The sequence below is a fragment of the Brevundimonas sp. genome, assembly GCF_046293315.1.
Lineage (GTDB): Bacteria > Pseudomonadota > Alphaproteobacteria > Caulobacterales > Caulobacteraceae > Brevundimonas.
This window is the reverse complement of the sequence record NZ_JBKBPF010000029.1, coordinates 1-880: the sequence shown is the minus strand read 5'-3', so window position 1 is coordinate 880 and position 880 is coordinate 1. Positions and strand designations below refer to the sequence as shown.

Here is an 880-nt window from a genome sequence, read left to right as displayed (position 1 = left end):
GGAATGGCAGCGGGCCAACTTTCCGCGGGTGCAAACAATTGAGTGATTGGCTGGTGAACAGTTTTTCGACCAATCATCAGTCCGTCATGCGGGAGGGTGAAGGAGTCCTCAGAAGGACTCAAGGCGACGTTGCTGCAGAGCCACTGTTGGCGAGCCTGTCGCATACATTAGGGAGAGTATCATGCGGTGCAACTTGAGATGGGCGTACACGGCGCAGTCAGGAGCGGAAAAGCACGCACTCAACATCGCTGCATGAAATTCAACCCACAACGTGTGCGCCACTGGTCCACATCAACAACCTAGCGCCTGGAACGCTTCCGTTCCGCGGCAGGCTCTGCAGCAGGCTCCACAACAGACTCCCGACTCTTTCGTTTTCCCCGCCCAGCCTGTCCACCGCCGCCGCCGCCGCCGCCACCGCCGCCGCCACCGCCGCCGCCGCCACCACCACCGCCACCACCACCGCCACTTCCGGCGGCAGCAATTTCGCCACCTTCTTCTGCCTCCAAACCCAGCAACGCATTCTCTCGTCTCCGTGCCTCCGCCAAGATGAGGTTACGGGAGTACTCTGGCAACTCATCCCCAAGCGTCTGGCAACTGAGCGTGAGCAACAGCGCGCGCGTTCGGTGCAAGCGCACAAGCGGCCGCACCGTCGTGACCATGGTGGCTGTAGTGACCAGCCCCACCTCGGCAAGTGCACGGGGCCCAAGCTTGAATTGAAACTGCGGCACATCTTCCACGAGTACTCGAATGCGCTGCAGGTACCTGCTCACGCCGCCTACAGTTACGCACGCACCGAGGCGACAGCGCAAGCGGATGCGCGTACAGCTGGCTCACGAACTCGGCCAGCAGTTTGTTCACATCGCCCAACGTCGGGTGCGGC

1 protein-coding gene is annotated in these 880 nt (G+C 61.8%); it reads right to left on the bottom strand.

What is annotated here, in order from left to right:
• Positions 1-259 precede the first annotated feature (259 nt).
• Positions 260-520 carry a hypothetical protein gene (locus ACK4SE_RS13840; protein WP_409693871.1) on the bottom strand — a complete coding sequence of 87 codons (261 nt, stop codon included), beginning with the start codon at positions 518-520 and terminating at the stop codon, positions 260-262.
• Positions 521-880 lie beyond the last annotated feature (360 nt).

Coding starts and splice junctions, on each gene's coding strand:
- ACK4SE_RS13840 (WP_409693871.1), bottom strand. CDS start 520: ATGCGTTGCTGGGTTTGGAGGCAGAAGAAGGTGGCGAAATTGCTGCCG.